Annotated in this window: 21 protein-coding genes and 3 pseudogenes; 12 read left to right on the top strand and 12 right to left on the bottom strand. The window is 66.9% G+C overall.

The features are described 5' to 3' along the window. The first annotated feature begins 59 nt into the window (after positions 1 to 59). Positions 60 to 644 (top strand): tetratricopeptide repeat protein, encoded by a 585-nt coding sequence (locus AB0F17_RS59905; RefSeq protein WP_358044399.1) that lies wholly within the window; start codon positions 60 to 62, stop codon positions 642 to 644. 187 nt (positions 645 to 831) lie between these two features. Next, positions 832 to 1,293, top strand: a complete 462-nt coding sequence (locus AB0F17_RS59910) for a hypothetical protein (RefSeq protein ID WP_358044402.1) — start codon at positions 832 to 834, stop codon at positions 1,291 to 1,293. An 80-nt stretch (positions 1,294 to 1,373) separates the two neighbouring features. Here AB0F17_RS59910 and AB0F17_RS59915 read toward each other — a convergent pair. Continuing rightward, positions 1,374 to 1,520 (bottom strand): annotated as a pseudogene (locus AB0F17_RS59915) (IS30 family transposase); the annotation flags it as partial. A gap of 134 nt (positions 1,521 to 1,654) precedes the next feature. Between AB0F17_RS59915 and AB0F17_RS59920 the strand changes: the two are divergent. Together AB0F17_RS59920 and AB0F17_RS59925 are read left to right on the top strand one after the other, a co-directional pair. Then, positions 1,655 to 2,500, top strand: a complete 846-nt coding sequence (locus AB0F17_RS59920; RefSeq protein WP_358044405.1) for a recombinase family protein — start codon at positions 1,655 to 1,657, stop codon at positions 2,498 to 2,500. Positions 2,501 to 2,618: 118 nt separating this feature from the next. After that, positions 2,619 to 2,891 carry a hypothetical protein gene (locus AB0F17_RS59925; protein WP_358044408.1) on the top strand — a complete coding sequence of 91 codons (273 nt, stop codon included), beginning with the start codon at positions 2,619 to 2,621 and terminating at the stop codon, positions 2,889 to 2,891. 163 nt (positions 2,892 to 3,054) lie between these two features. On the opposite strand, the gene AB0F17_RS59930 is transcribed toward AB0F17_RS59925, so the two are convergent. Continuing rightward, the gene (locus AB0F17_RS59930; protein ID WP_358044410.1) at positions 3,055 to 4,725 is read right to left on the bottom strand and encodes a hypothetical protein; all 1,671 of its coding nucleotides are present in this window, start codon (positions 4,723 to 4,725) and stop codon (positions 3,055 to 3,057) included. A gap of 271 nt (positions 4,726 to 4,996) precedes the next feature. On the opposite strand from AB0F17_RS59930, the gene AB0F17_RS59935 reads away from it, so the two are divergent. Together AB0F17_RS59935 and AB0F17_RS59940 are read left to right on the top strand one after the other, a co-directional pair. After that, on the top strand, positions 4,997 to 5,740 hold the full coding sequence (locus tag AB0F17_RS59935; protein WP_358044413.1) for a hypothetical protein: 744 nt from the start codon (positions 4,997 to 4,999) through the stop codon (positions 5,738 to 5,740). A gap of 29 nt (positions 5,741 to 5,769) precedes the next feature. Continuing rightward, complete coding sequence (locus AB0F17_RS59940) at positions 5,770 to 5,964, top strand: hypothetical protein (RefSeq protein WP_358044415.1); 195 nt, start codon at positions 5,770 to 5,772, stop codon at positions 5,962 to 5,964. Here the strand turns inward: AB0F17_RS59940 and AB0F17_RS59945 are convergent. Continuing rightward, positions 5,954 to 6,379, bottom strand: a complete 426-nt coding sequence (locus AB0F17_RS59945; protein ID WP_358044418.1) for a tyrosine-type recombinase/integrase — start codon at positions 6,377 to 6,379, stop codon at positions 5,954 to 5,956. The two genes, AB0F17_RS59940 and AB0F17_RS59945, sit on opposite strands and share 11 nt — an antisense overlap. Before the next feature lie 230 nt (positions 6,380 to 6,609). Beyond that, complete coding sequence (locus AB0F17_RS59950) at positions 6,610 to 6,948, bottom strand: recombinase family protein (protein WP_358044421.1); 339 nt, start codon at positions 6,946 to 6,948, stop codon at positions 6,610 to 6,612. Positions 6,949 to 7,149: 201 nt separating this feature from the next. Here AB0F17_RS59950 and AB0F17_RS59955 point away from each other — a divergent pair. The 3 genes and pseudogenes from AB0F17_RS59955 to AB0F17_RS59965 form a co-directional block, all read left to right on the top strand. After that, a pseudogene (locus AB0F17_RS59955) lies at positions 7,150 to 7,341 on the top strand (ISAzo13 family transposase); the annotation flags it as partial. Between the two features lie 191 nt (positions 7,342 to 7,532). Continuing rightward, a pseudogene (locus AB0F17_RS59960) lies at positions 7,533 to 7,709 on the top strand (DUF4158 domain-containing protein); the annotation flags it as partial. Positions 7,710 to 7,768: 59 nt separating this feature from the next. Continuing rightward, positions 7,769 to 10,453 carry a Tn3 family transposase gene (locus AB0F17_RS59965; protein WP_358044424.1) on the top strand — a complete coding sequence of 895 codons (2,685 nt, stop codon included), beginning with the start codon at positions 7,769 to 7,771 and terminating at the stop codon, positions 10,451 to 10,453. Between the two features lie 13 nt (positions 10,454 to 10,466). Here the strand turns inward: AB0F17_RS59965 and AB0F17_RS59970 are convergent, their stop codons facing one another. Continuing rightward, positions 10,467 to 11,126 (bottom strand): recombinase family protein, encoded by a 660-nt coding sequence (locus AB0F17_RS59970; protein ID WP_358044427.1) that lies wholly within the window; start codon positions 11,124 to 11,126, stop codon positions 10,467 to 10,469. A gap of 293 nt (positions 11,127 to 11,419) precedes the next feature. Beyond that, positions 11,420 to 11,917, bottom strand: a complete 498-nt coding sequence (locus AB0F17_RS59975; protein ID WP_358044429.1) for a hypothetical protein — start codon at positions 11,915 to 11,917, stop codon at positions 11,420 to 11,422. Positions 11,918 to 12,005: 88 nt separating this feature from the next. On the opposite strand from AB0F17_RS59975, the gene AB0F17_RS59980 reads away from it, so the two are divergent. Next, entirely contained in the window at positions 12,006 to 12,674 is a 669-nt protein-coding gene (locus AB0F17_RS59980) for a TetR/AcrR family transcriptional regulator C-terminal domain-containing protein (RefSeq protein WP_358044431.1), read from the top strand. Positions 12,675 to 13,282: 608 nt separating this feature from the next. On the opposite strand, the gene AB0F17_RS59985 is transcribed toward AB0F17_RS59980, so the two are convergent. The 3 genes from AB0F17_RS59985 to AB0F17_RS59995 all read right to left on the bottom strand — a co-directional run bounded on the left by AB0F17_RS59985 (position 13,283) and on the right by AB0F17_RS59995 (position 18,671). Further along, positions 13,283 to 13,654: a hypothetical protein gene (locus AB0F17_RS59985; protein ID WP_358044433.1), complete on the bottom strand. Its 372-nt coding sequence runs from the start codon at positions 13,652 to 13,654 to the stop codon at positions 13,283 to 13,285. 72 nt (positions 13,655 to 13,726) lie between these two features. Beyond that, positions 13,727 to 16,906 carry a DEAD/DEAH box helicase family protein gene (locus tag AB0F17_RS59990; protein ID WP_358044436.1) on the bottom strand — a complete coding sequence of 1,060 codons (3,180 nt, stop codon included), beginning with the start codon at positions 16,904 to 16,906 and terminating at the stop codon, positions 13,727 to 13,729. Positions 16,907 to 17,441: 535 nt separating this feature from the next. Further along, entirely contained in the window at positions 17,442 to 18,671 is a 1,230-nt protein-coding gene (locus AB0F17_RS59995) for an exonuclease domain-containing protein (protein ID WP_358044439.1), read from the bottom strand. A gap of 246 nt (positions 18,672 to 18,917) precedes the next feature. Between AB0F17_RS59995 and AB0F17_RS60000 the strand changes: the two genes are divergently transcribed. Together AB0F17_RS60000 and AB0F17_RS60005 are read left to right on the top strand one after the other, a co-directional pair. Next, positions 18,918 to 19,286: a hypothetical protein gene (locus tag AB0F17_RS60000; RefSeq protein ID WP_358044442.1), complete on the top strand. Its 369-nt coding sequence runs from the start codon at positions 18,918 to 18,920 to the stop codon at positions 19,284 to 19,286. Next, the gene (locus tag AB0F17_RS60005) at positions 19,283 to 19,909 is read left to right on the top strand and encodes a hypothetical protein (RefSeq protein ID WP_358044445.1); all 627 of its coding nucleotides are present in this window, start codon (positions 19,283 to 19,285) and stop codon (positions 19,907 to 19,909) included. The genes AB0F17_RS60000 and AB0F17_RS60005 overlap by 4 nt, the downstream gene beginning before the upstream one ends. Here the strand turns inward: AB0F17_RS60005 and AB0F17_RS60010 are convergent. Genes AB0F17_RS60010 through AB0F17_RS60020 form a run of 3 tightly spaced genes read right to left on the bottom strand, consistent with a single transcriptional unit; the run spans position 19,884 to position 22,588 of the window. After that, entirely contained in the window at positions 19,884 to 21,071 is a 1,188-nt protein-coding gene (locus AB0F17_RS60010; RefSeq protein WP_358044448.1) for a hypothetical protein, read from the bottom strand. The genes AB0F17_RS60005 and AB0F17_RS60010 overlap by 26 nt on opposite strands. A gap of 28 nt (positions 21,072 to 21,099) precedes the next feature. Beyond that, entirely contained in the window at positions 21,100 to 22,182 is a 1,083-nt protein-coding gene (locus AB0F17_RS60015; RefSeq protein WP_358044451.1) for an XRE family transcriptional regulator, read from the bottom strand. Between the two features lie 40 nt (positions 22,183 to 22,222). Beyond that, complete coding sequence (locus AB0F17_RS60020) at positions 22,223 to 22,588, bottom strand: helix-turn-helix domain-containing protein (RefSeq protein WP_358044573.1); 366 nt, start codon at positions 22,586 to 22,588, stop codon at positions 22,223 to 22,225. Between the last annotated feature and the right edge of the window lie 123 nt (positions 22,589 to 22,711).

Here is a 22,711-nt window from a genome sequence, read left to right on the forward strand (position 1 = left end):
GGAAACCTGCCCCCGACCGTCTATGAAGATCGGCTTGCTAGACTGACCGCACTGGCTGCATGAAACCGGGTGTCCACACCCCGGGGGGAACGCCACGGCTCGGCGACCGCACCGGTCAGGCTCACGCCCACGGCCACCTGTCGAGCATGTTCGAACTGCGGAATCGGCCCCTGGACGCTATCCATCACGTCCGGCAGGCTCTCGATCTCTACCGGGCCACCGGCAACCGGTCTGGACAGGCCCGTGCTCTCAACTCGTTCGGCTGGTTTCACGCCCTGCTCGGCGAGTACGAGAAGACCCTCCTCCACTGTCGGCAGGCCCTCACCCTGTACGACGAAACGGAAGACCGCCACGGGTTGGCCGCCACCTGGGACAGCCTGGGCTACGCCCACCACCATCTCGGCCAGTACGAGCAGGCCGTCACCTGTTACGAGCGGTCGCTGGCATTGACCGTCGAGGTCGGCGACCGCTTCCTGTGTGCCACGGCCAGCCTCCACCTCGGCGACACTCACCAGGCCGTCGGCGAGATCGGCGCGGCCCGCCGCGAGTGGCGGCTGGCCCTGACCGTGCTCGACGAACTGGACCACCCCGACTCCGCCCTGGCCCGCGCCAGGCTGTCCTCGGTCTCGGCGCACGACGATTGACGCTCTCGTTCGCCATCTGCGGATCCGCAGGTGACGAACTCCCCACGTGGAAGGCCGGAGAGATGAGGATCGGGCGAGGACGGAACGAGGACAGCGGCTTCTAACGTTGGTGCCCATCTCCGGACAGCGATCCCGCTGTGCGGAGACTGCGCGATGTATGAGCCACGAAATCGGGGAGAAGCTTCAGATGGGACTACGCAGAACGATGGCCACGATCGCCGTCACGGCCAGTGTGGCCATGTCGGGCATGGCCGCACTGGCAGGTCCCGCGTCCGCGGCGACCGCCGGCTGCTCCGGAACGCGGCTCGCCAAGGTGCCCGTCAAGGGAGGCCAGACCCAGGCGGTGGTCGGCTACCTGGAGGTCTACGCAAGCGGCAGGATGATGTGCGCCCGGACGGTGGCCTCCAACTCCAATGGCACCCAGTGGGTCTCCGTTCGCTTGAAGGACGGCCTGAGCAATTCGAGGGACAACAGAGCCGTCGGCAGTCCCAGCCCGAGTAGCGCAGAGTGGCAGGCGGGCTGGGACGCCGTCGATGCCGGTAAGTACTCCTCCTACGCCGGGCCGGTGCGGGACTACGACAACGGCAAGGTCGAAGTCCACGCCACGATCAAGAAGTACGGCATCTGGTACGCCGCACGATGGAGCTGACCTGAGCCAGCCGCGGCTCTGCCGCAGCGAAAAGGCCCTTCCACAGGAGGCACTTTCTAGGGGTCGTCGCAACACAGTGATCAGTTACTGGTGGCGAGAAGCATAGCGAGGCGCTCGGCTGGGGTGTCCCAGTCGAGCGCCTTTCGTGGTCTGGCGTTGAGTTCGACGGCGACGGCGTCGAGTTGCTGGCGGGTGTGGATCGACAGGTCGGTGCTCTTGGGGAAGTACGGCGTTGGGGACCAGCGGTACAGCCGTTGGCGCTAAGCACTTGATCTTGGTCGTCTAGCACAGGCGTTCGGGCTATTGCGGGGGTTTCCGGAAGCTCTTCGATCGCTGGCGGGGGCTGGCTACCGTCCGCCGCATGCCCGTCCCCGCCGACCGGCGCCCCGGCCGCGCATGGAAGCAGGGCCCCGCGCTCGCCGTCGTGCCCGCGCCCCGCACCGAGCGGCCCGTCCGGATCGGGTACGCGAGGACGTCGACCGCCCGGCAGGAGCTGGCGAGCCAGCTCGAAGCCCTGCGCCGGGCGGAGTGCCACAAGGTCTTCTCCGAGCAGATCAGCACCCGGATCAAGGTGAGGCCGGAGCTGGAGAAGGCGCTCGCGCTGGCCCGCCAGTTCAAGGAGGCCGCCCCCGAGACGCCGGTCATCTTCACCGTGCACGAGCTCAAGCGCCTCGCGCGCAACGCCGCCGAGCTGATGACGCTGTCCGCCGAGCTCCAGGCCGGCGGCATCCAGCTCGAACTCCTCACTGACCTGCTCAGCGGCATCTACGACCCCAACGGTATGGGAGCGATGTTCTTCGCCGTGCTCGCCGTGGCCGGGCAGATCGAGCGCAACTACATTCGGGAGAAGACCCTAGAAGGGCAGGTCATCGCCGCGTCCAAGGGCAACCACGGCGGACGGCCGAAGGTCATCGACGACGACATGCTGACCTTCGCCGTCGCGCTGAAGGACAAGGGCGTCCCCGTCCCCGACATCGCGAAGAAGCTCACCATCAAGGTTGGGGAAAACGCGGGCAAGTCCCCTTCGGTCGCCTCGCTCTACCGGGCACTCGCGGAAGCCGGGGCCGCCGCGGTGGACGACGGCCTGCCGCTGCGGCCCAAGCCCACCCGCATCCGCCAGCCCGAAGACCCGCTCACCGCCGAGGAGGTCGAGCTGCGCGAACGGCTCCAGGCCCAGCCCCACCCGAACGCCGAGACCCGCAGCTGACTGCCATGATCAAGCGCTTAGCGCCAACGGCTGTACCGCGGGTCCCCACGGCCGTCTTCGTAGGCGAGGTAGTCGTACCAGGAGGATACCGCCGACAGCCGCCCTGCTCATCAACCAGATGAGTGCCCACGACACCGCCCCGGTCTCCAAGATTTACTTCGCCAAGAAGCTCCGAGGCCACGCAGCGACTCTGGAACGCCTGCGCGTCGACCGGCAACTTGAAGAAGCACTCGCCCACGGCCCCGACCCGCTCCACCTCGCTGCGGTCTTCGGCCTGGATCCTAAGACCGCCATCCGCTATGCCGAGAACGCCCGCGTCCTCCTCGCCGCCATGGCCGAGGAACAAAACCCCGCCAGTCGCGATGAACCCAAGGGCCCATCCAGCCCATAGAGCCTGAAGTTCCTTTAGTACATCCTGGTGAACCTTCAGTTCGCATGAACTCTGGGATTTCTGCGGGGTTCAGGAATCTGCGGACAGCCGTTGGCGCTGAGAATGATCTTTCAGAGAAACAGGGCCATAGTGCCGCCTGGCACGCCGACGATGGTGACAAATGTCAGTCTGTTCCGTCATAGATCCCGGGCCCGACCGCGTTGGACGCGGCCTTGGAGGCATCCTTGACCCACGGTTTCGCGCTGGGGGAACGGGTCCGATTCGTGTAGACGGCGATGGTGTGGATCACGTAGCGGGCTTTGTACCCCGTCCATCCGTATAGCTGGGCATTGAGCCAGTTTTCCGGGTGGAAGCAGATGCCGGTTGATCCCGGACCCTCGGGGGGACACCGGATGCCCCAGTCCTCCACGGAGTAGTTCTTGAGCCTGGAGTACGCGCTCTCGGCCCTGGCCACGTTCTTCAGCGGAACGACCCAGACGGACACCAGGATCCGCTTACCCGCTGGAGCGCCCATGTTGACATAGGCGCCCACAGCCATTTTGTTGCAGCCCGCCGTGCGGAGGGCGGATTTGACGTGGGCGTCTGGCCACGGACTCGGGCACTTCTCCACCCCATAGGCCCTGCGGGTGAAGTGCACCCCCTTGTCGCTCGTGAAGGACGAGGGGAGCAGTCCGTCCGCGGTGATCGGGGTCGGGTCGGTGGCCTGGCTGTTGAGGTCGTCGATGTCGAACGGCTCCTCGGTCGGCTCCACGGTAGGTGTCTGAGTAGGGGTATCGGTAGGCGTTGGGTCTGGGGAGTAGGTTTCCGCGGGCTCAGTACACGCAGTTGGCCAGCAGGGAGTTGAAGTGGCCTTCGAAGGGCTGGCCAATGACCCGCGTACCGTGTTCTTGACCACGGCTTTCACGCCCACCACGAGCAGCACCAGCGCGACCGCTCCCGCCGCGGCACCGATGCCGATCTTCTTCGACCGCCCCGAATTGGGGGAAGGATGTGCGTGGCGAACAGGAGGAAGCATCGGGCACGGCTGCGCTGTCTCGCGCAACCGCACGGCCCACTGCGGGGGCAGGGGCCTGTTTAACGGAGGTTGGTGAAGCGCGGCCATCGCGAAGTCCGTCAGGCCGGGGCTGATGGCGGCCAGCCGCGAGATGTCGGTGGAGGACGGGTCGCGGGCGAAGACCCGGATGACCAGCAGCGCGAACGTGTAGGCGTCGCTCTGCGGTGTGCCCTGCTGCTCTCCTGCGGGTACCTGCCAGCCGGGTGGTGTCTCCACCGGCGGCAGTGCTTGCGCGCCGCCCAGCCGCATCGTGTCACAGCCGATGAGGAAACACTCCGGCTGGGGTCCTGTCGTGAACAGCACGTTCTTGGGGGACAGTTCGCCGACGACGATACCCATCGCGTGCAGACGGGCGAGGGTGTCGGCGAGATCGGCCAGCATCAGCAGGCGGTCCCGGTCGGTGACGCTGTCCTGGTTGAACAGAAGGTCCATCGTCGCCAGCTGTCGTACGGTACCCGACGGGGTCGGCACGTCGAAGAAGAACCGCTGCGGCACGGTCCGCATCAGGAAACCGGTGACGGCACCATTCGTCTCCACGAGCTCGGCCGGCCAGGCTGTCTTCTCGCCCAACCATGCCACGTCAGGCGGGGAAAGGCGGCCGATCAGCTGGGTCATCGCGGTGAGGACGGCGAGGTCGAGGTGGCGTAGGACCTCGGGATCGAATTCCTTGTAGGCGACGTCCCACTGCCCGTTGATCTTGCCGTTGAGCTCCTCGTGGACCATTCCCTGGCCGTCGTGCCCGAGGGGCCGTCCGAGAGCGAGCCTCGCGCGGTCCGTCATGGCGTCTCACCCCGGGTCTCGACCATGGAGAGACCCTAACGTCCCATATGTGGGAGATCAAAGAGATGAAGATCGCCTTCTAGTGGCGAGAATCCGGTCGCGATAGGCCAAAGTCGTACGTCAGAGCTCGGCGCGGGAGTACTGCGGCCCGCCGGACCGCGTCTGGGAGAACGGCAAGACCTGCAAGCAGAAGGCTCAGGACGAGCGCCGGGCCGCGCACGCCGCCAGCGTCGACGGCGCGCTGGACCTGTTCGACGCTGCCGCCGCCCCGGTGCTGGCCGCGGCCGACACGTTGAGCGCTGGCCTGGACGGCGTGCTGCAGGCGCTGCAGCGCCACACCGAGGCGCTCACCACTGTCCGCGACGGAGCGGTGGCCCGAATCCGGGACAGTCAGACGGCCGCCGCCGACGCCCTGGCTGAAGGTGAGCGCGACCGCGCGGTCCGCCGCGCCGCCACCGCGCCCCATGAGCGCGAGCAGGCCGTAGAGGCCAAACGGGTCGCCGAGCGGATGGCGCGTGACGCCGACGCCGAGCGCGAGCGGCAGGTCACCGCCGCCTGGACCCGGGTCGTCGAGCACGAGGCCGCGCGCGCGGCCGCCGAGCAGGCCGCCGACGCCACGCGTGCCGCCGTCCACGCCCAGGCCCAGCAAGAGCAGGAATGGCAGCGCGCCGAGCAGTTGCAGCGCAGCGACCAGGAACTGACCAAGGTCAACCGGGAGTTGGGCAAGGACCTGGCCGTCGCCCGCGCCCAGGCCGAAGCCGCCGAGCAGGCCAAGGCCACCGCCGAAGCCGCCGCCGGCCAGGCCCGCACCGAGCTGGACCGCGCCCACCAGCAGCACGCAGGCGAGACCGACCGGCTGCGCCAGGACCTCGCCGCCGCCGGGCAGCAGCTCGGCGATGTACGTGCTCAGCTCACGGTTGCCCAGGCTGCGGCGCAGACCGCCACGGACCAGGCGCAGACCGCCGATGCCCGGGCCGCCGATCTGCTGCAGACGCTCCGAAACCAGCGCACCTGACCAGGCAGCCCTCGCGGTTGGTCGACCACATGAACTACGTCCGCCCGACGCTGCTGGCTTGGTCGGAGCGCTACGACCACCTGCGGGAGATCACCCGCGACGATGTGAAGGCCGCCCTGGACGACCTGCATGGGGCCCGCCGGTCGCACCAGCCGCTGTCGCACGATCCGTCTCCCTTGGGGTGCCGTAAACGCGGCGGTCACTGGCCGCCATTTAGGGGGTGAGCTGCGCGTTCAGTGTGTACGGCGGCGGCCCGCGGGTGCGGGACGTGCCGTCGGGCAGGCGCAGGAGGCGGGGTAGCAGGTGGGCGGTGCCGCTGTCCCAGTACACCCGCTCGATCGCGCCGCCCTTCGATCTCACCGGCGCGCGCCGGTCTTCCAGGTCGAGGTCTTCGACGTTGAGCGCGAGGATCTCCGCCGCCCTGGCGGCGGTTTCGTAGAGCATGCGCCACAGCGTCTTCTCCCGCAGCGGGATATCCCGGCGTGAAAGCAGCCGGTGCAGCGTGGTCTTGGGCACGGCCCGGGTCTCGTCCGGGTGCTCCCTACTGCGCTCGGCCTCGCCCGGCACTGACGGCGCCGCCCATCGCTTCACGCTGCGGCACCAGGACAGCCAGGAGGCGACGGCGGCGCGATTGTGCACGGAGTCTCCAGCAAAACCGTGCTCCGCCTTCGGGGCGCGACTCGGCCGTGTACTCGGCCCACTCGGTCTCGTCGGTGCAGACCTCCACATGAGCGAAGAAGTGCTCGCGGGCGAAGCTGGTCGCCGCCCATTCCGGGGTTGAGGAACCGGCGGACAGCCGTTATCGATGAGAACGATCTTGCTAGGGGCGCGGACGGGCAGAAACAGGATGCGGGCGGGGTAACTACTGGTCAGCGTCGCGCGAGCACTGCGTAGGCAGTGGAGCGCCCGATTTTGAGGGTGCGGGCGGCTTCGGTGACCGAGGCGCCGTCGTCGACCAGGCGGCGCAGCGTGGCCAGTTCGGCGGGGCCGATGGTGCGCGGCCGGCCGGTCTTCTTCTTGCCGGGCAGCATGGCGCCAGTGGCTTCGCGACGTTTGGCTGCGGCGATCCCCTCGGCGCGCAGCTCCAGTTCGTACTCGGCGGCCGCGGCCAGGACCGCGAACATGAAGCGGCCTTCCTTGGTGTCCAGGTCGAAGTTCTCGGTCAGCGACACGACCTTGACGCCCTGCTCGGTCACCACGGTTAGCACGTGTGCGAGTATCCGCTCTTGCCGTCGACCTGTGGTCGCAAGACCTTTGGCCGCTGGCTGTCATAGATGAACGTCATGAGATCCCCGTCCAAAAACGTAGACCTTTCCGGACACCCTAGCGACCAGGAGCCGCCGGAAAATTACTAGGTGCTTTGATCTCGGCAGGCTGGTGTGTCGGGGTGGGCCTGTCATGGTGAGGGTATGGGCGATGGGCGAGATGGCTCGGCGACCTTGGCGGTGAAGTTTCGGCTGCTCTTTCCTCATCTGGACGAGCGTCAGCGGCGGTTGCTGATGGGGGCCGAAGCCCAGACGCGCGGGCATGGGGGAATCGAGGCGGTCGCCCGGGCTGCCGGGGTGAGCGCGGGCACGGTCTCGCGAGGGTTACATGAACTTGCCGATGGCACGCCGGTGCTGGGTCGGGTTCGGCCCTCCGCTCCCGAACATGTCCTCAGCCGCCAGGTAGCGGAGTGAGACATCACGATTGCGATTCGTAGTCGTTTCGGAGCGGTGAATGCGGGCGGGTGGGTGGGCCTTCTGCTTGATCGTGTTCGTGTTAGAGACGGTCGGGTGGGAGGGCGGATCGGGTGCGGCGGGAGTGGGAACCGGAAGAACTGATCGCGGCGTGGACGCTGCTGGACGGCGACTGGGAACTGGTAGGGAACAAGACGGGGGCGACTCGTCTGGGTTTCGGCCTGATGCTGAAGTTTTTCGAGCAGGAGGGGCGGTTCCCGCGGCACATGGGTGAGCTGCCCAAGGTCGCGGTGGACTACGTGGCCAGCCAGGTGAAGGTCGAGCCGGCATTGCTGGCGGAGTACGACTGGTGGGCCGATCGATCGAGCGGCACCGAGCCCAAGTGCGGGACGCGCTGGGGTTTCGGGAGTCGACCCGAGCGGATGAGGACGTGCTCGCCGAGTGGCTGGCGGACAAGATCTGCCCGATGGTGTTCACGGACGAGGGACTGCGGGCTGCGCTGCTGAGGCGTTGCCGGACGTTGAAGATCGAGCCGCCGGGGCGGGTGGACCGGATCGTGGGCGCGGGCCGGGCTCGGTTCGAGCGGGAGTTCTGCCTGCATGTGCTGAACGGGTTGTCGGCGGATTCGGCGCGGTCGCTGTGGGAGCTGGCCACGGGTGCGGATGGGTTCCTGCTCGAGCTGAAGTCCGACCCTGGACGGCTGGGGCTGGAGACGCTGCTGGAGGAGATCGTCAAGCTGCGGCGGGCCAAAGCGTTGGGACTGTCGGCGGATCTGTTCGGCGGGTACTCCGACCGGCTGGTGGCCTCCTGGCGGGCGCGGGCGATGGCCTCGCATCCGTCGGACTTCGCGGCGAACCAGCCGCCGGTCCGGTTGACGTTGGTGGCCGCGTTGGCGTGGTCGCGGACGACGGAGATCACCGACGCCCTGGTCGATCTGTTCATCGGCCTCGTGTCGAAGATCAACACGCGGGCGGAGCGGAAGGTCGAGAAGGCGATCGAGGCCGAAGCCAAGAAGGTGCACCGCAAGAGCGAGAAGCTGTTCTCGATCGCCGAGGCGTCGCTGCGGGCTCCGGAGGGCACGGTCCGGCAGGTGGTGTTCCCGGCGGTGCCGGGCGGGGAGGCGACGCTGCAGGCGCTGGTGGCCGAGGCGAAGGCGGACGCCGGGGCCTTCAAGGCGCGGGTGCGGACGGTTCTGACCAGTTCCTACACCTCCTACTACCGGCGGATGCTGCCCAAGCTGCTGGCCGCGATCGCGTTCAAGTGCAACAACACCGCCTACCGGCCGGTGATGGACGCCGTGGACCTGCTGCAGCGCTACGCCGACATCCCGAACACCACCCGCCACTACGACGCCTCGGAGAACGTCCCCATCCAAGGGGTGGTGCCTGACGGCTGGCTGGAAGCGGTCGTCGACGACAACGGGGTCATTGAACGGGCCTCCTACGAGCTGTGCGTGATCGTGTCGCTGAAGGATGCACTGCGCCGCCGCGAGATTTACGTCGCCGGCGCCCGCCGCTGGCGCAACCCGGAGGAGGACCTGCCGGCCGACTTCGAGGACAACCGGGACGTCCACTACGAGAACCTGCGCCAGCCGCTGGATGCCAGCGTGTTCATCGCCACGCTGAAGGAGGCGATGCGCGCATCGATGGCGGCCTGCGGCCAGGCGGTCACCAGGAACAAGTCCGGCGGCGCGAAGGCGAAGACGCACCGCGGCGAGCCGCGCTGGCACATCCCTGATCTGGGCAAGCTGAAGGTCCCGGAGAACCTGCGCGCGCTGCACACCGAGGTCGCCGCCCGCTGGGGGATCATCGACCTGCTGGACTTCCTGAAGGAGTCGGACTTCGTCACCGACTTCACCGACGCGTTCACCACGGTCGCGACCAGGGAGGCGACCCCGCGGGAGGTGATCCGCAAACGCCTGCTGCTGGTGCTGTACGCGCTTGGCACGAACGTGGGGATCAAACGGGTCGCCGACGGCGGCCGCCACGGCGAGACCGAGGCGGCCCTGCGCGCGACCCGGCACCTGTTCGTCAACCGCGACAACCTCCGCGCGGCGATCGCGACCCTGGTCAACGCCACCCTGAGGATGCGGGACCCATTGTGGTGGGGCAACGGCACCGCGTGCGCGTCGGACTCGAAGAAGTTCGGGTCCTGGTCGTCGAACCTGATGACCGAGTACCACGCCCGGTACGGTGGCCCCGGCGTCATGATCTACTGGCACGTGGACCGCAAGTCGGTGTGCGTCTACTCCCAGCTTCGGACCTGCAACGCCTCTGAGGTCGCCGCGATGATGGAGGGCGTGCTGCGGCACTGCACCGACGCCACCATCGATCGCCAGTACACAGATAGTCATGGCCAGTCGCTGGTCGGGTTCGCGTTCTCCTACTTGCTGGGGTTCAAGCTGCTGCCGCGGATGAAGAACATCGCCCGGCAGAAGCTGGTGAAGGCCGACGCCGATGACCAGGTCCCGTCCTGCCTGACCGGGATGGTGGCCGACAAGCCGATCGACTGGGAGATCATCGCTCAGCAGTATGACCAGATGGTGAAATACGACACCGCCCTGCGGCTGGGCACGGCCGAGGCCGAGCAGGTGCTGCGCCGCTTCACCCGCGGCGGCCCCAAACACGCCACCTACAAGGCCATCGAGGAACTCGGCAAGGCGGTCAAGAGCGTGTTCGTCGCCGAGTACGTCGCCTCGCAGGAACTGCGCCGCGAGATTCACGAGGGCCTGCAGGTCGTGGAGAACTGGAACTCCGCCAACACCGACCTGTTCTACGGCAGCGCCGGCACCATCCCCGGCAGCGACAAGGAGCATCAGGAGGTCTCCATGCTCAGCCTTCACCTGCTCCAGTCGGCGCTGGTCTTCATCAACACCTTGCTGGTTCAATCCGTCCTCAAGGACACCGCCTGGCAGAAGAAGATGACCGACGCCGACAAGCGAGGACTCTCGCCACTGTTCTGGTCCAACGCCAACCTGTACGGCACGATCGACATCGACATGGGCCGCCGTCTTGACCTCGGCCTGGTCGCCTGACCCTTCCCGTCGATCACGCCGATGGCCGAGGCAGGACGCCCTGGCCGGGTAGCAGGTCGGCCAGGGCGGTTCGCACGGCCGCCCGGCTTACCCCATGAGCCCGTGCCAGGGCCGCGATCGAGGTGCCCTCGTGGAAGGCCGCCCGCACGGCCTCGCGCCGGTCACCGTCCAGCGCGGGCGGGCGGCCGCGGTAGCGGCCTTCGGCCTCGGCGGCGGCGATCCCCTCGACGGTGAGCTCGTTCTGGATGTCACGTTGGAACTGGCCGATGGCGGTGATCACGTTGATGATGACGGCGGTGGTGGCGTCGTTGGCGGCCAGATCGTGGAAGTTCGACAGCGGTCCGGACAGGACGCGCAGGGCGACGCCGCGGGCTTGGCACCAGTTGCGGACCGCGTGGATGTCGAGCAGGTCGCGGCAGAGCCGGAACAGCTCCGAGACCGTCAGGATGTCGCCGGGGTGCGCCTTGGCGGCGATCTTGCCGAACGCGGGCCGGTCGAGGGCGGGGATCTTGGAGGTGGTGGCGGGGTCCTCGAAGAGGCGGACGCCGACGGCCGGCCGGAATCCCTCGGCGACGCCTTCGGTGCGGACGAGAAGGCCGGCATCGGTGAGGATGTGGCGCTGCCGCAGCAGGGACTGGGTCGCGGTGGAGACGCGGGAGTAGACGATCTGCACCGGACTCTCCTCGGGAAGGGTTGGAGCCCGATTTTCCTGTCGGAAAATACTGTCGTCAATCCGTGTGCGGAACCGGCCCCCTGACGTCACGGTTCGTCACTCGATGCCCGGTTTTCCAGAGGATTTGCGGCCCCAATCCGAGGGTGTCGTTAAATCTTCTAATCCCGACAGCCCCTGCCTCGAGGGTGGGTCATGGGGCGAGGCGAGCGATGAGGCTGGCATGGGGCCCAACGTCCGACCTGTCTTTCAGTCCGTAGAGTTGCTACTCGCCAGCCGGGCCCTCAGCCCCCCGGTCAGGAAACAGCAAGCAAGAGCAGGATGACCAGCGAGCCCGCGGTCGTGAGGAGGAAGCGCGCCAGGACGAGCGGATGGAACCAGCCGGGGAACGCCGCCTTCGCCGCCCCAATCAGCGACTTGGCGTCGATGTCGGCGGTGCCGGACTTGCGCAAGGCGGCGTCCACATAGCGGACGACGAAAACCTGGGAGGCGGTGACGAAGCCGCCGGCGATCAGCAGGATGGGCTGAAGGATCCAGGTGAGCATTGGCTGATCGAACAGATTCAGCACGGCAAGCGTCGCCAGACCCGCGGCGATCGCCACGGACACCGTCACACTGGCGGTGCTGGCGGTGAAGTCGAGGCCGTGCTTGGTCAATACGGCGGGGCTGTGGCCCTGTCGGTGAATCTCTGCATCGGCTTCTTTCTGAGCGGCGGCGCCGTACCTGTGACCGGCCAACGGAACGACCAGGTACGTCAGGGCCAGCAAGAACTGCAGGGCGACAACGAGGAACACGGGGATCTCCTCAAGAAGGCTTTTGAACTTTGTTCGACACCGTAGCGCACGTTTTGATCTAAGTTCAACACTCGCTAGGCTGGGCGACATGCTGACCAAGGAGCAGATCGTCCGGGCAGCCGTCGAGGTACTCGACGCCGAAGGCGTGAACGGGCTGAACATCCGCCGTCTGGGCGCACACCTCGGGTCGGCCGCATCGGCGATGTACTACCACGTCAAGAGCAAGGACAAGCTGGTAGTTCTCGCCGCCGACCACGTGTTCGGCGAGATCCCGCTGCCCGACACCGCCGGAGTCGGGTGGCGGGAAGCTGCCGCGTCGCTGGCGCGTGGAGCGTATGCCATGGTCGTGCGGCACTACTGGTTGATCCCGGCGATGAGTACGCACCTCATCTACGGCCCCAACAAGGCCCGCTTCGACGAACAATCCCTGACGATCTATGAGTCGGCGGGCTTCACCCAAGCCGAGGCCGACCAGGCAGCCGCTACCGTGCTCATGTTCGTGATCGGCGCCGCGCAGGGCCAGGCGGCACAGGCAGCCTGGCAGGCGCATCTACGACGAAACGGCGCCGACGCCGACAAAGAGCTCCAAGGGATCACCGCTGAGATGCTCGCGGTCGCCCAGACCCTCCCCCGGCTGCGGGCCCGCGTCGACTCCGCCGCCATAACCCCGCCCGGGGACCCGTTCGAGTTCGGACTCCAGACACTTCTGGCCGGGCTGGAATCGCGCATCCATTCCCCGACATCGTCGGCTCCGTGACGACAGTCATGGCATCTATATGCCGCCACTGTTGTTAGGCACCGGAGCGTCGCCGGCCTTACACGACCCGCAGGCACCCACCTGAAACGATCACGAACCGCAATCGTGATGTCTCACCCCGCTACCTGGCTGGGGACACGTTCGGGAGCGGAGGGCCGATAGCGGCTGCATCGAGGAGTACGCCGCCGATCCAGATCACTGGGCCCGGGTGCGTAATCGCGGAATCCACATGGGTGTCGCTCAATGCTGGGAAGCACATGGGACATGGAAGCGCTGGCCGATTCTGATCGACCGAGGACTGCTCGATCTGCCTGGAAGTGGCCTCCAAATCGTGGAGGGCAGGACACGTATTGGTGTATTGAGAGGTCGCCATCGCCAAGAAGCTTTTGTTGCAGAGCGGCACCTGGCGTGGGTCGGGCGTTCGCTAGCGTGAACAGCACGATGTTCCCCGTTCGGGCGAGCCGAGCGGCGGGCCGTACACATCACGGCGGTACCGACGCGGCTCTTGACTCGGTGTCACCCGGCTCACGCACTTGCGGTATCGCAGATATGCCGTCGCAGCCGCCTTGGGTGAGGTCTTGGTGCCGGACGCGCAGGTTGCGTACAGCTCAACTCATGTCGGCGCAGTCTGAACGAGAGGTCAGACGCGCGGCGCGCGCTTGTGCGATCTGTTCGGTCTGCGCCGTGATCCGTTCCCGGGTCCGGCGGACGCGTGCCTCGGCTCGGGCGGCGCCTGTTGGATCGTCTCGATAGCGCTCATCCCAGAGCCGTTGGACCATCCGATGCGCTTCCTCTGCTTGACGGCGGCGTTCGGTCAGCACGGCATCCGCTGTTCCTGGACCACACAGACGGTCGACAACCTCCCGAAGTTCCTGCCGGGTCATCGGGCGCAACGCTTCTGTGAGGTGGTCCTGGAGGGCCTTTCTCTCCGCTTCCAGGGACAGCTCTCGTGCCTGGTCGTGAGACCGCTCAATCGTCATTCGGTCAGCCTATGCTCGCTCCGCGTGATCAACACAGGTTCCCATCCTTCGGCGCACGGGCTCTCGGGGTGCCTATGCGTGCACGATCACGTGCAGAACACTGTTGGCCGTGTCCATCGCGTAGACCTCGGCGCAGGCCAAGAGGTGAAGCTGGTCGTTGGACACGCGAGCCTTCGAAACCCCCGGCTGCACGATGGTGATGGTGAACTTCGGCTGGAGGAGCGACGCTTGCTGAGCCAGGTCGTGCAGGGTGCGATCAGTCCCCTTCTCCAACCCGGACCGTCCCTGCTTGCGGCGGTGGCCTTCTCTGCGGATGAGGTTGTGGAACAGGCGCGCGGGCCGGTGCCGCCATTTCGTGGACTTGTGCACCTGGCCGCAGACCTCGTAGAGGTCGGCCACGCGGGCGCCCGGTGCACCGTGGGCGTACTTGCAGTGGACAAGGTTCACGTGCAGGTATCCATCCTCGACGCGGGCGGCGACGATGTCGGCCACCTCGCCGGCGCCGTCGTCGTCGATGACGAGATCCCAATCGGCCTGGCTGTGCAGGTGCTGAATGGTCCTGGCCTGGATCGAGGTCGGGTCGCGGTCGGCACCTTGGGATTCCTTGCTGAGGTTGATGCCGGACCAGTCGATGATCTGCAGACGTTCCGGGCTGAAGGGCGGAACCGTATCCCCGGCCGGACGGATGAGCAGCATGTCCGGCTCCAGGATCGCTTCGTCCTCGAATATGATCCGCAGGCCCTGCTGATGCAGGAAGTCGCTGAAAGGCATGACTTTGCGTCCGGTGAAGATCATCGGCTCAGTGCTGTCACAGGTGAAGGCGATCTGACCGTCAGCGATCACGAGCTGGTAGCCGACGCTCCAGCACGGGGTGCTCACCGTAAAGCCGATGGCGCCATCGCTGGTAAAGGTGGTGACGGTGAGGTCGGCGTCGATCAGCGGCCAACTGAAGGCGTTTAGCTTGATGGTGATGCTCTCGCCGGCCTCCAGGAAGAACTGCGTCGGCCACTCCAGCGTCAGCGGCACAAGTTTGGGCCGGTCGTGCACTTCTTCGGGAATGATGAACCCCTTGAGGATCTCCACCGGATCAAGGGTTGCGTCGGTGAGCTTGGCACCGACGTCGTCACACCAGTCGACCCAGTGCTTGAGTGTTGGAGCGGCACCATAGTTCCAGACCCGCCCCTTCAGCGACGCACCGACGTTGACGCGTTCGCCACCCTCAAAGCCGCTGACAAAGATGTTGGTCTGGCTCTTGTTGCGCTTTTCCGCCTCGGGGTAATCGAGGAGCACGTCGGCCCCGACCGCGAGCTGGAACCGGCGGCTGCGGTTACGGGCATCCAGCGTCCCGACATTGGTCGGCACGCACCGTCTGATCTTCGCCATGATGCGGTAGACGACCGGTCCCTTGATCAGAGCAGCGTCCTCGCCGGCCACCGCCTGCGCCAGTTCTGGGTGCACGCTCTCGGTGTTGGAGCTGTTGATGTAGAGCAAGCCGTGTGCGCGATCCCAGTACAGCACGTACAGGTCATGGGAGATGTCCTCCAGGCTCCGCACCGTTCCCCACGCCACGGGCCTGCGCTCCTCGGCCACCAGCCAGGCGATCAGGTCACGTTCGTTCACGGCGACCGGATCGGTCAGCAGCCGATCACCGAAGAACGGAGCCAACGCCTCGGGCGCCCACCGCAGGGCGCTGGTCCGGTACACCACGGTGCTCATCCGAGGCGCGAGGTTGCGTAGCGAGATCTCTTCGGGCAAGAAGTCGAACGCCTCCTCGAACTCGGTCAGATCCTCCTGCTCGCCGACGGCGCGCGCGGAGAGGACCTCGATGATGTCGTTCCAGTCGGCGTCCTCGGCGTACAGCTTCTTAAGATTCTCGTCGAACTGGGGCTCGGTCCGGTTGACGACAACGGTCGCCTGCCCGATGGATGCTCCGGACACACGGGCGAACCTGCCGATGAACTGCAGCGTGATCCCGATGCTCTTGTGCTGATCGTGAATCGCGGCCACCTTGAGGGCCGGCAAGTCGAAACCCTCGCCGAGCATGTCGACGCACACAACGATCTTGCTGGTGCGCGCATGTAGCCCTTCCAGGGCCAGACGGTTGTCCTTTTTCCGGCCCTTGCTGTGCAGGATGACCGGGTTCAGATCGGGCGCGAGTTCTTGATAGAGCGGCAGGACGTCGTCGATGGCGCGGCCGATCCGTTTGACGCGGGCCATCAGGATATGGTCATGGCCGGCCGCCAGGTCCGCGCGGAGCAACTCGACGGCCCGCTCGGCCACGGCCCGGTCCGGATCGAACAGATCGACCACCGGCGCATATGTGATCTTCGAGAAATAGCCTTGGCGGCGTGCTTCCTTGAGGGAGAACCCGAACACGACCCGGCCGCCCAGATCTGCGCCGTCACTACGGAACGGGGTGGCGGTGAACTGGACAATATGCTTACCGGCGAATTGATCGCGGATGTGGCGCCATGTCGGCGCCGCCACATGATGTGCTTCATCGATGAACATATGGCTGCACGCGTCCATGAGCGCGTCCCGCGCCTGCGGCGAGAAGTGCTGAAGCACCGACGTGGTGGCCACGATCACGTTGCAGTGCTCGGCGAATCCGCGAGCCAGTTCCGGATCCTGCATGCCACGCTTGACCCGCCCGACGATGGGCCGCAGCACTGCGGCGGTGACGACACCGAGGGCTCGCAGCAATCCCAGTCGCTCGAACTTGTCGGCGATTTGGTCGCGTAGCGCATCGGAGGGGACGATCACCAGCAGCCGGTGCACTCGTCCGGCCACCAGCAGCGCGACCATCGTCTCGGTCTTGCCCGTCCCCGTTGGCATGACGACGGTGGCTGGCTGCATACGCCGCGATGCCCAGTGGCCCAAAACCGCGTGCACAGCCCCGAGTTGCGGCTCGCGCAACCCCTGCAGGCTACTCGCCGGATCTTCCTGCCGGAATCGGAAGGCGTCCTCGAATGACGCCACGACCTTGCTGGGATTGACGTCGCCCGCCATCTCCCACGTAGGGGGCTTCAGCGCCTGGGCTGCGGTACGGCTTTGGCCTGAAATCCTCAGTGCAGGATCCGAGCCGTCGTGAGTCTCTCCCTGAAAGAGGATGCGCCAGATGCCCGTGGAGGTCTCCGCCCACGGGTATCCCTCCCGGTCGACCAGGTCCGCAGAGCCTCCGAGAGTCACCAGGCGTCGGGCCGTGTTGCCGCCGATATCACCATGCACGAACCACAGGTCGGAAAGTTTCATTCTTGGGAGGCTCCACGTAAACTTTTTCCGCTATAGGCGTCGATCTTTGCGAATGTCGGGAGGACTCTATCAAGGGCCATGCCATTTCTGGCGGCATAAACTGCAGATCAGCGCCTGACTATTCGCCCCTCGCGTGGTAAGAGTCGAAATATTGTGGTTCGTAGCGTTTCAAGTGATTGTTGCTCGTGGCCATCGAGCAGGGCGGTATTGCTCTCTTCTCACGTGTACGCACGATCCTGCGAGACATGGAGATGGGCGAACGTGTGGACGTGCTGCCCGATGGACCCGATCTCCTCCGTAGGACGGCGCTCAACGTTGGCTGGTTCTACGGGAGGTCGTCTCTTGCTGACGTTGTGCTCCGAGCAGCTTCTGTCGGCCTTGAGATAATCCAGAGGCGGAGCCTCCTTCCCATGCTTCAGCGATGTCGCTCGGGCGAGGGATGCTGCCGGTTTCCCGGCGTGCCTGCCGGCGTTGCCGTGGCAGATCTTGTGCGCCAGCCGGTGCCCGGACGCCTGGATCAACATGGCGCGGCCTGCTAGCGATCGGCTGCAGCGCTCATCCGGGTGAAGGCGTCCGGTGTCACGATGGGGATGTCGTAGGCGCGGGCCTTGCGCGCCTTCCCCGACATGGTGTCGGGATCTGCGGCGACCAGCAGTCGAACCTGCTTGGTGACGTTGGAGTGTGCGGCGTAGCCGGCCTGGCGGGCTCGTTCTTCCCACAGTTCGCGGCCGCCTGCCATGTCCCCGGTGAACACGACGAGATCACCCGGCCGCAGGCGGAAGCCGTTGACGGCAAGGTGCTGGGGCGGGGCGGCAGCGGCCAGGGCTTGCTCAACTGCAACGGGCGGCAGGCCGATCAGGGCGGCGACGAGGTCGAGTTCGTGGCGTTCCGCAGGTGTGACGACGCCGTCCGCCTTGGCCGCGTGAGCCAAGGCGTTCAGGTAGTCGTGGTGCAGACGGAGCGCGTCGGCGCGGCCGAGGTCCAACCGTGCGGCCAGGGCGATCAGCATGTCGGCCTCGGTCGCCGAGATGTGATGGTCCAGGAGTACCTGGTCGAGCAGAGCGAAGTACGGGTCGGCCCGGACGGTGTCGGACGCCCGCGGCAGGCGGTCCAGCAGCCGGGCCAGGAAGTGGTTGTCGCGCTCGCCCGACGCGCCCCGCCGTACCGGAGTGGCGGCGCTGCGGGGAATGACTGGCCAGACCAGTCCGGCGGCGGTCGTGAGACAGGCAGTCCACGGCGAGGTTGGGTGGGAGAGCTTGAGGTAGTGGTGCAGGAGCGCGGCGGCGGCGCGGGCGTCGATGAGCGCGTCGTGGTGGTTGTCGAGCGAGATGTCGGCGACCGCGCAGCAGCCGGCGAGTGTGCGTGGGGCGGCGGGCAGGAAGCGGATGGCCTCGGTCATCGTGCAGATGCCGATGGGACTCAGATCGGGGATCGGCGTGCCGGCCCGCGCGTACTCGTCGTGCAGGAAGCCCAGGTCGAAGCGGAGGTTGTGGGCCACAGGCACCCGGCCGCGCAGCAGCTCGGTGAGCGCCCCGGCGATGTCCTTGAAGCCGGGGGCGTGCCGGACGTCGGCGGCGCTGATCCCATGGATGTGTTGCGGCCCCAGGTCACGTTGGGGGTTGACCAGGGTGCTCCACTCGCCGGTGATCCGCCCGAGCGGGTCGAGCAGGACGACGGCGACCTCGATGACCCGGTCGTGCCACGACGGCCGCAGTCCCGTGGTCTCCAGGTCGATGACGGCGTAACCGTGCTGGCTGCTGTCCATCTGATGCCCCCTTTTCGTGCCCTGTAGGGACCATCGCGGGTGGGATCTCCACGGTTTCGGCCGCGTACGCATTGTGATGGGTTCGTGACAGAGGAGTCGCAGGCGACGGGTGGAGGCGTATGCTCGTGCGTCGTCACGCCGACTGGGCCCCGGTTGTGCCGGGGCGAGGTAGCTGGTGGAGGGTCGCAAGCAGGCAACACATCATCTGCCATGGATTACGGATTCGTTAATCACTAAGGTGAAGGGGTGCGTGGAGCGGATCTGGATGACATCCGTGCGGTCTCTGCCTGCATGTTCGGCAACCGGTATCGGCTGGAGGTGCTGGAGGCGTTCGCCAGCGCACCGGATGGTCAGGTGAATCTCGGGAGGCTGGCCGTCCGGCAAGGCGTGCAATCGGCGGTGTACTACCCCGTGGTGCGCGATCTGCTGGCCCTGCGGATGGTGACCAGGGTGACGGAGGTTGGGCGGGACCGGCGGCGCTGGTATCGCCGCGCAGGCGGCGATGCCCTTTGGGAGCCTCTGGGGCGGTTGGTCGCGGGCCTGCGGGGGCATTACGACCGGATCACGGGGACGGATATGAACGATATGGGCGAGCAGAAGAGGGTGAAGACGTGACCGGCGCCGCAGAGGCTTTTCCTCAGGCCGTCGCCGACGCGCCGGAGTTCACCCTGAACCGGGGTTCATGGTCACGCGTGGTGCTGCAGGGCACCTCGGTCTTGCTGCACTATGAGCCGAACCAGATTGAGATCGAACGGCGGCGGCGCACCGGCCCAGCGGCCATCACCTCGCCGGACGCGCTGCGAGTGCTGCTGGATCTGCCGGTGAATGCGCCACTGCCGCTGTCGGCCGTCGAACGGGCGGCTTCCGATGCCCTGCGCCGACTCCCGAACGGCGCGATACGCATGGACCAGGGCTGCGTGACCCGCTTGGCGGTTCCCCCGATCGAGGCATGCTTGGCGGTCGTGCCGGCCCGATCGTGGCGTGTGGGCCTGGAGCGGGCGGGCCGGTTCGCGCCGTTCTGTTCACGCGCGATGCTGCTTCCCGCGCCGCCGCGTGATCTCCATGTGCTGCGGATGGAAGCCGACTTCTATGGCATCGGCGTGATCGTCGACGCCGACGGCGAATCGCATGTGATCGTCCCGCCGGTGCCCTTCGAACTCCGCAGATTCACCGCCGCGAGCTGGCTGTTCTTGGAGGAGGCGTACCAGCAGATCAATCTGCTGGCGGCGAGGGTGTAATGGCCTGATTGTCGGTGCTGAGTGGCAGGCTGGCCCACTTCTCCAGCGGCCTGGGCGGCTTGAAGTGGTTGGGCTGCTTGATGCGGGTGTTCTCCATGGCGTGCGTGTTCACGGCCTGCTTACAGCGGGCTCGCCACCAGATCTGCCGGTCGGCCAGCGTGGGCTGCTCCAGTAGATCGGGTAGCCAGGCGTTCCAGGTGGCGCTGTTGTGCGCGTGCGCGGCCGCCTTCACCGGGTTCGTGAGGCCGAGAAAATCGTCCAGCGGCCTGCCCTGGCAGCGGCTGCAGGTGCAGCGGGGCGGGGTGGCGTTGGCGTAGGAGTCGGCGATGAACTTGGCGCTGCTGAAGCGCAGCATGGCGGGGATCAGCACCGCGGGGTAGTTCGCTCCGCCGCCGGAGGTCTCGGTGCGTTCCCCGGCGGGGACGAGGTGCCGCAGCGAGCCGCCCGCGCCGATGCCGGCGAAGCCGGCGCCATGGGCGAGGGCGTCGAACCCGGCCAGGTCCGTACGCCACAGCCCGGTGCCCGGTACGTCGGCCAGCAGCTGCCGAAGCTGCTGAGGGGCGGCCGCGAACTGCTGGAGCGGGTCACGCTGCCCGCCGAGGATCAGCGCGACCGGGTGCTCTATCGCGCGGATCGCGGCCACCAGGGTCGTACGCGCCTCCGGCCGCAGCCACCCGATCGAGACGGGGAGCGTCACCACGACGTCGTCGCGCTGCAGCGCCCCAGCCGCCTTCACCACGGCCTTCAAGGCCGCGGGATCGCCGGCCTTGATATAGCGGGTCGGGGTGATGGCGAAGGACGCCCCGTTGTCGAGCTGCTCCTGAAGCGCGCTGTCCAGGTCGCCGCCGAATAGGGCATCCTGCGGCAGACAGAACGGCGCGTCGGTGGTGGCGACCTCCTTCTCGTACGCGGCGCAGTCTTCGGCCAGCACTCCGGAAAAGGACCGCCGCAGCGCGTGCAGCCGCGCCGAGCAGCCGGTACCGCACACCACCAGGCCGCCGTGATCGGGATGAAGGTAGCCGGGCGCTTCGAGCAGCAGGTTGGCGCGCTCCAAGGTCAGGGCGCGCTGCGTGATGGCGCGCCCGGCCGTACCGCGGTCGGGCGGCGAGGTGAGCAGGGAACGCGCCACGGTACGGGCAGGTGCGCTGGTGCGGTCGTCCATGTGCTCACCTCGTGAGACGTAACGGGTGTCAGGCGGGGTTGGAGTCCGGCGAGCCGGGGTGGGGCAGCAACAAGCGGGTGAACTCCTCAGCAAGCAGTCCCGCGATCTCAGCGGCGCGGTCCAGTCCGTGCTGAGCGATGAGGCGTTGCGCCGCGGCGGGCACGGCCTGCGGGAGCTCACGTGGGATTTCGCCGGGCTCGTGGGTGCGGTAGCCGAGCGTGGACATCTCGATCATCAGGTTGCGGTACTGCCATTCGCTGATGGCGGCCAGGGTGAGCGCCTTGCGGGTCACGGCGGCCATCGACACGCCCCATCGTCGCTTCAGCATCTGCAGACGCGGCAGGTCCAAGCCTGCGCTCAACTCGCCGCCGATGTCCGCGGCGGGCATCAGGAACTCGCTGGCGAACTCATCGGCCTGTCGCTCCTGCTGGGGGGTGGCGCCCGGCTCGGGATGCATGATCACGTGTCCGAGCTCGTGGGCGAGGCTGAACCGGAATCGGTCGGTCGGAGCGTGCGCGCCCAGCAGGAACAGCGGGCGCTCCGCGCCGTTCCACTGGCTGACCGCGTCCAGGTCACGGCTTTCGAGATCGCGTACGAGAATCAATCCGCCGGCCCCTTCGATCATTCCGACCAGGTGGGTGATCGGCCCGGCGGGAACCTCCCACAGCTTGCGCAGGGTTTGTGCCGCCTCGGTGGGGGTGTCGAGGTCGTTCACGGCGATGTGCTCGAAGCGGTGAAGGGTCGGATCGGCGGGCAGGGCCTGCAGGAGACGATGGGTCTGCAGGCGGCCCAGGGCGAGTTGCGCGTGGATGCGGCGCAGCGCGTGGGCTCCCAGCGCGGCCTTCTTGCGGTGATGCACCAGCCCGATGCCGATCCCGGTCAGGTCGGCGTCCAGGCGAAGCAACGCCGGCGGGTAGCCCAGCGCGCGGGCGTACACGGTTAGGCGATCTCCCTCGACGACCAGGCGGCCCGCTTCGGCCTTGCTCACATAGCCTTGGCTGATCGGCTCTCCCGCCAGGGCCGACATGGCGCGGGCGAGCGCGGTCTGGGTCATCCCGCGGGAGTCACGAGCCAGCGTCAGCATGCTCGCATGCGCCGTCTCCTGGGCCACACCACGCTCCGGATCTCGCCATCGACCGCTCTTCTATCCCTCAGATTACATCACCAAAATATTCCTTGCGTTGGAATGGCCTACCACGCTGTCGGATGGAGGCTCCCTCGCGGACTCGGTCGGCGATGTGGATGCGCTCGTTCTCGTTCAGGTACCGCGAGGAACGGAAAGGCGGCCCTTGCGGGCCGGCCGGGTGCTCGACCTGCTTCTGGTGGATCGGGGCTTTCGGCTTGAGGCCCTTGCCGGGCGAGTGATGACCTTTCCTCCATTTCTTGCCGGTCCGCAGGTTGATCCCCACCATCTGAGCCGCTTCGCGCGTACTGAAGCCCTGATCCATGAGCCGGAAGTATTCCTCCCGCTCACGGACCAGGGCTCGTGGTCCCTGCGGCTTCCGATCCTTCCGGATCTCTGTGGACGGACACGAGTTTCTCCCAGCACACGGTCACCAGATAGCTGGTCTGGCGGACACGTCGGGGTCTCGGTTTCGATCAGGATGATCAGCCAGAGCGCCCTACGATCGCCATGCGGT

The organism is Nonomuraea sp. NPDC026600, from assembly GCF_040638335.1.
Taxonomy (GTDB): domain Bacteria; phylum Actinomycetota; class Actinomycetes; order Streptosporangiales; family Streptosporangiaceae; genus Nonomuraea.

Bases quoted from the DNA above. Each gene is read 5' to 3' on its own strand.
- AB0F17_RS59905 (WP_358044399.1), top strand. From the start codon at position 60: ATGAAACCGGGTGTCCACACCCCGGGGGGAACGCCACGGCTCGGCGAC.
- AB0F17_RS59910 (WP_358044402.1), top strand. From the start codon at position 832: ATGGGACTACGCAGAACGATGGCCACGATCGCCGTCACGGCCAGTGTG.
- AB0F17_RS59920 (WP_358044405.1), top strand. From the start codon at position 1,655: ATGCCCGTCCCCGCCGACCGGCGCCCCGGCCGCGCATGGAAGCAGGGC.
- AB0F17_RS59925 (WP_358044408.1), top strand. From the start codon at position 2,619: ATGAGTGCCCACGACACCGCCCCGGTCTCCAAGATTTACTTCGCCAAG.
- AB0F17_RS59930 (WP_358044410.1), bottom strand. From the start codon at position 4,725: ATGACGGACCGCGCGAGGCTCGCTCTCGGACGGCCCCTCGGGCACGAC.
- AB0F17_RS59940 (WP_358044415.1), top strand. From the start codon at position 5,770: ATGAACTACGTCCGCCCGACGCTGCTGGCTTGGTCGGAGCGCTACGAC.
- AB0F17_RS59980 (WP_358044431.1), top strand. From the start codon at position 12,006: ATGCTGACCAAGGAGCAGATCGTCCGGGCAGCCGTCGAGGTACTCGAC.
- AB0F17_RS59985 (WP_358044433.1), bottom strand. From the start codon at position 13,654: ATGACGATTGAGCGGTCTCACGACCAGGCACGAGAGCTGTCCCTGGAA.
- AB0F17_RS59990 (WP_358044436.1), bottom strand. From the start codon at position 16,906: ATGAAACTTTCCGACCTGTGGTTCGTGCATGGTGATATCGGCGGCAAC.
- AB0F17_RS59995 (WP_358044439.1), bottom strand. From the start codon at position 18,671: ATGGACAGCAGCCAGCACGGTTACGCCGTCATCGACCTGGAGACCACG.
- AB0F17_RS60010 (WP_358044448.1), bottom strand. From the start codon at position 21,071: ATGGACGACCGCACCAGCGCACCTGCCCGTACCGTGGCGCGTTCCCTG.